Origin of the sequence: Flavobacterium psychraquaticum, assembly GCF_034497725.1 — a bacterium.
GTDB lineage: Bacteria > Bacteroidota > Bacteroidia > Flavobacteriales > Flavobacteriaceae > Flavobacterium > Flavobacterium psychraquaticum.
Genome location: NZ_JAXKVR010000007.1, coordinates 1 through 6,828, shown reverse-complemented (window position 1 = coordinate 6,828; position 6,828 = coordinate 1). Strand labels below are relative to the sequence as shown.

The 6,828-nt window shown below is 33.1% G+C and carries 5 protein-coding genes; all 5 read left to right on the top strand.

What is annotated here, in order from left to right; all coding sequences use genetic code 11:
* The coding region (locus tag T1L09_RS00070; RefSeq protein ID WP_322548914.1) for an integrase core domain-containing protein at positions 1 to 324 on the top strand (324 nt) is incomplete at its 5' end.
* 323 nt (positions 325 to 647) lie between these two features.
* Positions 648 to 1,946: a DUF2130 domain-containing protein gene (locus T1L09_RS00065; RefSeq protein WP_322548913.1), complete on the top strand. Its 1,299-nt coding sequence runs from the start codon at positions 648 to 650 to the stop codon at positions 1,944 to 1,946.
* A 32-nt stretch (positions 1,947 to 1,978) separates the two neighbouring features.
* Positions 1,979 to 2,962 carry a virulence RhuM family protein gene (locus T1L09_RS00060; RefSeq protein WP_322548912.1) on the top strand — a complete coding sequence of 328 codons (984 nt, stop codon included), beginning with the start codon at positions 1,979 to 1,981 and terminating at the stop codon, positions 2,960 to 2,962.
* 68 nt (positions 2,963 to 3,030) lie between these two features.
* Entirely contained in the window at positions 3,031 to 6,483 is a 3,453-nt protein-coding gene (locus T1L09_RS00055) for a DEAD/DEAH box helicase family protein (RefSeq protein ID WP_322548910.1), read from the top strand.
* 116 nt (positions 6,484 to 6,599) lie between these two features.
* Positions 6,600 to 6,828, top strand: a 229-nt coding sequence (locus T1L09_RS00050; protein WP_322548909.1) for a transposase, incomplete at its 3' end; no start/stop codon positions are given.

Sequence of the window (6,828 nt, the reverse complement as noted above, 5' to 3'; positions counted from 1 at the left end):
CATGGCAGACCCAATCATCCGCAAACACAAGGAAAAATTGAACGCTATCACAGAACCATGAAAAATGTTGTGAAACTTGATAATTACTTCGCTCCAGAAGAATTAGAAGCTGCTTTAGAAAAATTTGTATATGGGTATAACAATGAACGCTATCATGAATCATTAAACAACTTAACTCCTGCAGATGTCTATTTTGGGAGAGGTGAATTGATTTTAAAAGAAAGAGAAAAACTAAAGAAAATTACAATTTTAAACCGAAGAAATGAGTACCAAAAATCAAAATTAACAACAAATCAAAAAAATCTTTTATCTTTGAATTATTAACTAAATACTCTCTTAGCAAAAGTCCAATTTAGTTTGAAGACGTACAGAATTATTAACTAAATACTCTCTTAGCAAAAGTCCAATTTAGTTTGAAGACGTACACCCTCTAGTTACCATCCAAAATCAATTCGCAGTACGTGTGGCGGTAATAGAAGCTCAAAAACAACAAGCACAAGAAGCATTAGAAAAAAGTGAGACCTTATTTCAAGGGTTGTTGCAACAGGCTTTTAATGGGGAGTTATAATTCCCCTCCTCTGGAGGGGTGCCCGCAGGGTGGGGTGGAAAATACCATAAAAAAACTCACAACTAAAAAAATACAGATCATGAACGAAATTATATGCCCTCATTGCAACAAAGCCTTTAAAATAGACGAAGCCGGTTATGCCGATATTTTAAAGCAAGTTCGCGACCATCAATTTGAAGAAGAACTGCATAATCGTTTACAATTAGCCGATAAAGAAAAAGAAAGTGCTGTAAAGTTAGCAGAAGCAACTGTTAAAAATGCTTTGCAAGAACAATTAGCAAAGAAAGAGGCAGAATTAGTAAGACTAAAATCAGAAGCAGCTGTAGAATTGGCGCAAAAGTTAGCGCAAAAAGAAGCAGAAGTAGCGCAATTAAAAGCGGAGAAAAGCAACGAGATTACACAAATAAAAGCACAATTAGAAAATACCGAAGTAGCTAAAAAATTAGCCATTACAGAAGCAGTTCAAAAAATTGAAAGAGAACGCGATACCTTGTTGAATGAAGTAAAGACAAAAGAGTTAGAAAAACTAAATATAGAAAACACATTAAAGCAACAATTTGCTGTCGAGCTACAAAGCAAAGAGGCCATCATCAAATACAAAGACGAAGAAATTGCACGTGTAAAAGACATGAAAGCAAAATTGTCAACTAAAATGATTGGTGAAACGTTAGAACAACATTGCGAAAACGAGTTCAACAAGTTACGGTCAACCGCTTTTCAAAAGGCCTATTTTGAAAAAGACAACGATTCAAAGTTGGGGAGTAAAGGCGATTTCATTTACAAAGAAACAGACGAAGCAGGAAATGAAATAATTTCCATAATGTTCGAAATGAAAAATGAAAACGATGAAACGGCAACCAAAAAGAAAAACGAAGACTTTTTCAAAGAATTAGACAAAGACCGTAATGAAAAAAAATGCGAATATGCCGTAATGGTTTCTCTTTTAGAAGCCGAAAGTGACTATTACAACACAGGAATCGTAGATGTAGCACACAAGTATCCAAAAATGTATGTGGTACGGCCGCAATTTTTTATTCCCATAATTACGTTGCTCCGCAATGCTGCAATGAATTCCATGCAATATAAAGCCGAATTAGCACTAGTAAGAAGTCAAAACATTGACATTACCAACTTTGAAGAAAAAATGAACAAGTTTAAGGAAGGTTTTGCCAGAAACTATGATTTAGCCAGTCGTAAATTTAATGACGCTATTGACGGTATTGATAAAACGATAAAAGAATTAGAAAAAACAAAAGCGGCTTTATTATCTTCAGAAAATAATCTTCGTCTAGCCAATGAAAAAACGGAAGATTTAACCATAAAAAAACTCACAAACGGCAACCCTACTATGAAAGCAAAGTTTGAGGAGCTGCAATAATTTTCGTTTATTTGTTACTTACTTTTGAAATTATGAAACCATCAAATTTACTTTTATACAGTACAGTAGAGCAAAATGTCGAAGTGTCTGTTCGTTTTCAAAACGGCACGTTCTGGCTGACTCAAAAAACAATGGCAGAATTGTTTGGCGTAAACGTTCCTGCGATTAGTAAACATATAAAAAATATCTTTGAAACTAATGAATTAGAAGAAAATACAGTTGTTTCCATTTTGGAAACAACTGCTACAGATGGGAAAAATTACAATACAAAATTTTATCGGCTAGAAGTCATTTTAGCTGTTGGCTACAGAGTAAATTCTACACAAGCTACCGATTTTAGAAAATGGGCAACACAAACCCTAAATGAGTTCATTGTGAAAGGGTTTATCTTAGATGATGAACGATTGAAACAAGGCAAACACTTCGGACAAGATTATTTTGATGAACTATTGGAGCGTATTAGAGAAATTCGTGCTAGTGAACGTCGTTTTTATCAAAAAATCACAGATTTGTATGCGTTAAGTACCGATTATGATAAAACAAGTGAACAGACTAAAAACTTTTTTGCTGCAGTGCAAAATAAACTACATTGGGCAATTACCGGAAAAACGGCCGCAGAAATAATTTATACAGAAGCAGACGCCACCAAACTGTATATGGGACTCAAAACATGGAAGGCAGCTCCTGACGGTAAAATATTAAAAAGTGATAGCATTGTAGCTAAAAACTATATGGAGCATCAACACCTTGCAGAACTAAATAGAATCGTTACAGCTTATTTGGATTTAGCAGAAAACAATGCACAAAGAGGTTTGGCTTTCAACATGCAGCAATGGGCGTCATTCTTGGACCGTTTTTTAGAACTTTCAAATTATCCTATTTTAACGGATAAAGGAAAAATAAGTAGACTAGAAGCGAAATTGAAAGCAGAAACTGAATTTGAAAAATTTAGAATCATTCAAGATCAAGAGTATGAAAGTGATTTTGACAAACAAATAAAAAAATTAAAGGAATAATTAATTTCTTTTATAAGGAATCCTAGCAAAATGTAATAAAAATACTATTTTAGTACAAATTATAAAGAATGGATTCTAATTTTCTATTTCTTCAAAAAGAATTTCCTGCCATCTACAACGAAATTGTAGAGGCTGAAAAACACACCTTTACAGCACCGCGTTATGCAGCTTTATTGTGCAGAAGTACTTTGGAAAAAACTATTTTTTGGTTGTATCAAAACGATGAAGATTTAGAATTACCTTACGATACCAAATTAGGAGCTTTATTACATAACGATTCTTTTAAAGCCATACTAAAACCAAGCATGCTAGTAGAGCTAGATGTGGTCCGATTGTATGGTAACAACGCTGCGCATGGTAAAAATATAAGAGCATTAGAAGCCTTACAAGCGTTGAAAAATACGTTTCGTTTTTTATCTTGGCTAAGTAAATACTACAGTCAAGATAATCCAGAAATCCCAGTATTTGATGAGCGTTTAATTCCCTATGGAGATGTAGAAGATAAAACAAAAAAAGAATTAAAAGCGCTAACAGAACAATTTGAAAAACAGAGAGAATCTGCTAATAAATTAGCTCAAAAACAAACTTTATTAGCGGAAGAAAATGAAAAGCTAAAAAAGGAATTAGAAGCACAGCTTCAATTAATTGCACAAAGAAAAGAAGAGCGTGCAAATTCATACAAAGAAATTGAGGTAATTCCAGAATTAACTTCAGAACATGAAACGCGTAAAGTACTTATTGACTTATTACTAAAAGAAGCAGGTTGGGATAATTTAAGACCAGGGATTGAAATAGAGCATGAAGTTACGGGTATGCCAATGTCAACAAACAAAACTGGTATTGGTTATGTAGATTATGTATTATGGGATGATAACGGTAAACCATTAGCGGTGGTGGAAGCCAAAAGCACCTTACACAATGCTAAAAAAGGAAAACACCAAGCCACATTATATGCCGATTGCTTAGAACAAAAAACAGGGCAACGTCCTATTATCTTCTATACCAATGGATATGAAACCTATTTGTGGGAAGATACTTTTTATGCAGAAAGACAAGTACAAGGTTTCTACACGAAAGAAGAGTTGCAATTACTAATGAAAAGACGTTTTGAGCGTTTAGATATTAGAAATTTCAATGTAAATACCAATGTTGCGGGTAGGGCTTATCAATTAGAAGCTATCAAACGGGTGGCGGAAGCTTTAGTTATATCAAAAGATAATCAACTAAAAGGCAGAAACAGAAAAGCCTTATTAGTCATGGCAACAGGTAGTGGTAAAACAAGAACTGCAGCAGCTATGGTGGAGATGTTTACCAAATGCAATTGGGCAAAAAGAGTATTATTTTTAGCAGATAGAAACGCATTGGTAACTCAAGCAAAAAATGCATTCAAAGAGCACTTACCTCATCTTAGCGCCATAGATTTAACAAAGGAAAAGGAAGATAACAATACACGTTTAGTATTCTCAACCTATCCAACCATTATGAACAAAATTGACAACTTAAAAACAGAAGACGAACGTTTTTATGGTATTGGACATTTTGATGTTATAATTATTGACGAAGCACACCGTTCGGTGTACCAAAAATACCAAGCTATTTTTGATTATTTCGATGCCATTTTAATTGGATTAACTGCTACACCTAAAAAAGAATTAGATCGTAATACCTATCACTTATTTCAAATTGAAGATGATAATCCAACATTTGCGTATGAGCTAAACCAAGCTGTAGAAGCAAAATATTTGGTCCCACCAAAAGCATTTAAAATCCCGTTGAAATTTCCTCGTAAAGGAGTGAAATATTCCGAATTAAGTGAAAGAGATAAATTGCGTTTCGAAGAATTATTCGGTATAAAAGGAGATGATGATGAAACAGGAATCCCTGAAATTTCAAGAAGCAAAGTCAACTCATTTTTATTCAATGAAGATACGGTGGATAAAGTGTTGGATTATTTAATGACAAATGGTCAAAAAATTAAAAGTGGAGACAAACTAGGGAAAACCATAATTTTTGCAAAAAACCACCAACATGCCATTTTTATAGAAGAACGATTCAATAAAAATTATCCGGAATATGGCGGAACGTTCCTGCGTGTTATCGATAATTATGAAGACAAAGCGCAAGATTTGTTAGAGCGTTTTTGTTTTGATAAAGGAGAAGAAAAAGAACCGCAAATTGCTGTATCTGTTGACATGATGGATACAGGTGTTGATGCACCAAGAGTATTGAACTTAGTGTTTTTCAAAGAAGTAAAATCCTATGCTAAATATTGGCAAATGATAGGTAGAGGAACGCGTTTGTGTCCTAATGTTTTTGGTCCAGGTAAAGACAAAGAGTTTTTCCTAATATTTGATATTTGTGGCAATTTTGAATTTTTTGAAGACTTTCCTGATGGGTATACTCCAACGGTTGCAAAACCATTACACCAACAATTATTTGAAGCACAATTAGATATTGTAGTAAGTATTCAAAACAATCCAGACGCTTCAGATCAAGAGGATGAGGTAGCAAAATTATATAAAGAAAATCTGTTTGAAAAAATCTATCAGTTAGATACCAATCGTTTTGAAGTTAGAAAACATTTGCGTTATGTAAATAAATACAAAACCAAATCCAGTTGGGAAGCAATTTCGCAAAGCAATATATTAGACATACAACAAAATCTTTCCCATTTGGTTGCCTATACTGAAGATACTGACGAATTGGCTAAACGTTTTGATTTAATTATTTACCAATTAGAATTAGCCATTTTACAACAAAGCAAAAAACAAGTACGCTATATTGAAAATATAAATAATATTGGAAATTTATTGTTTACTAAAAGAAATATTCCTGCGGTAGCAAATAAACTATCCACTATCAATGCCATAATTTCAGATGATTTTTGGCAAAATATTTCATTGCTACAGTTAGAAAAAACCAGAAAAGAATTACGAAACTTAATTCAGTTTTTAAAAGACGAAAACAAAGAAAAACCAATCTATTCTGATTTTACAGACGAATTGCCTCATGGTGAAGTGCAAGAAAAAGATATTTTAATTGGATATACAAAACTACAGAGTTACAAAGACCGTGTAGAATCATTCATCAGAAAAAACAAAAACCATTTGGTGATTGACAAGTTGTATAAGAATATTCCGGTTACGCCATCTGAATTAGCCGTTTTAGAAGAATTTTTAATGCAAGAAGCAGAAAGTAAAGACCGTTTATTTACCGAATACGAAGAACAACCATTGGGTAAATTTGTAAGAAGAATAATTGGTTTAGACATTGAAGCGGCACAAAAACATTTCACTTCATTTATTCAACAAGCCAATCTTAATGCCAATCAAATAACCTTCATTCAAAAAATTATCGACTATCTTAATAAGAATGGTGTTCTAGATAAAACCATGCTAACCCAATCGCCATTCAACGACCAAGATGATAATGGTATAATTGGCATTTTCCCAGAAGAAGATAAGTTAGTTCAAGTAATTCAGTTAATTGAAGAAGTAAATCAGAATGCGGGTTTAGGTTAAAAATAAATCAAAAATTGAATCATTTATAGCTAAATATGTAAATCGTCAGCAAAAAGTGGACTGATTTAGACAAAAACTAAGAGAGTGTTTTCAAAAATTATTAACTTTGAAATAGTATGAAAACATCTAATAAAAAAACAGCAGAGAATTTCATCAAGGAGATTCGTAGAAATACACGAAGAATCTTTAGTTCCGAACAGAAAATCCAAATTGTCATGGAAGCTTTACGAGCAGAAATGTCAGTTGCAGAATTGTGTAGAAAGTATTCCATTAATGAATCTCAGTTTTACAAATGGAACAAAGAGTTTTTAGAAGCTGGTAAAAAGCGTTTAGCAGGTGATACCA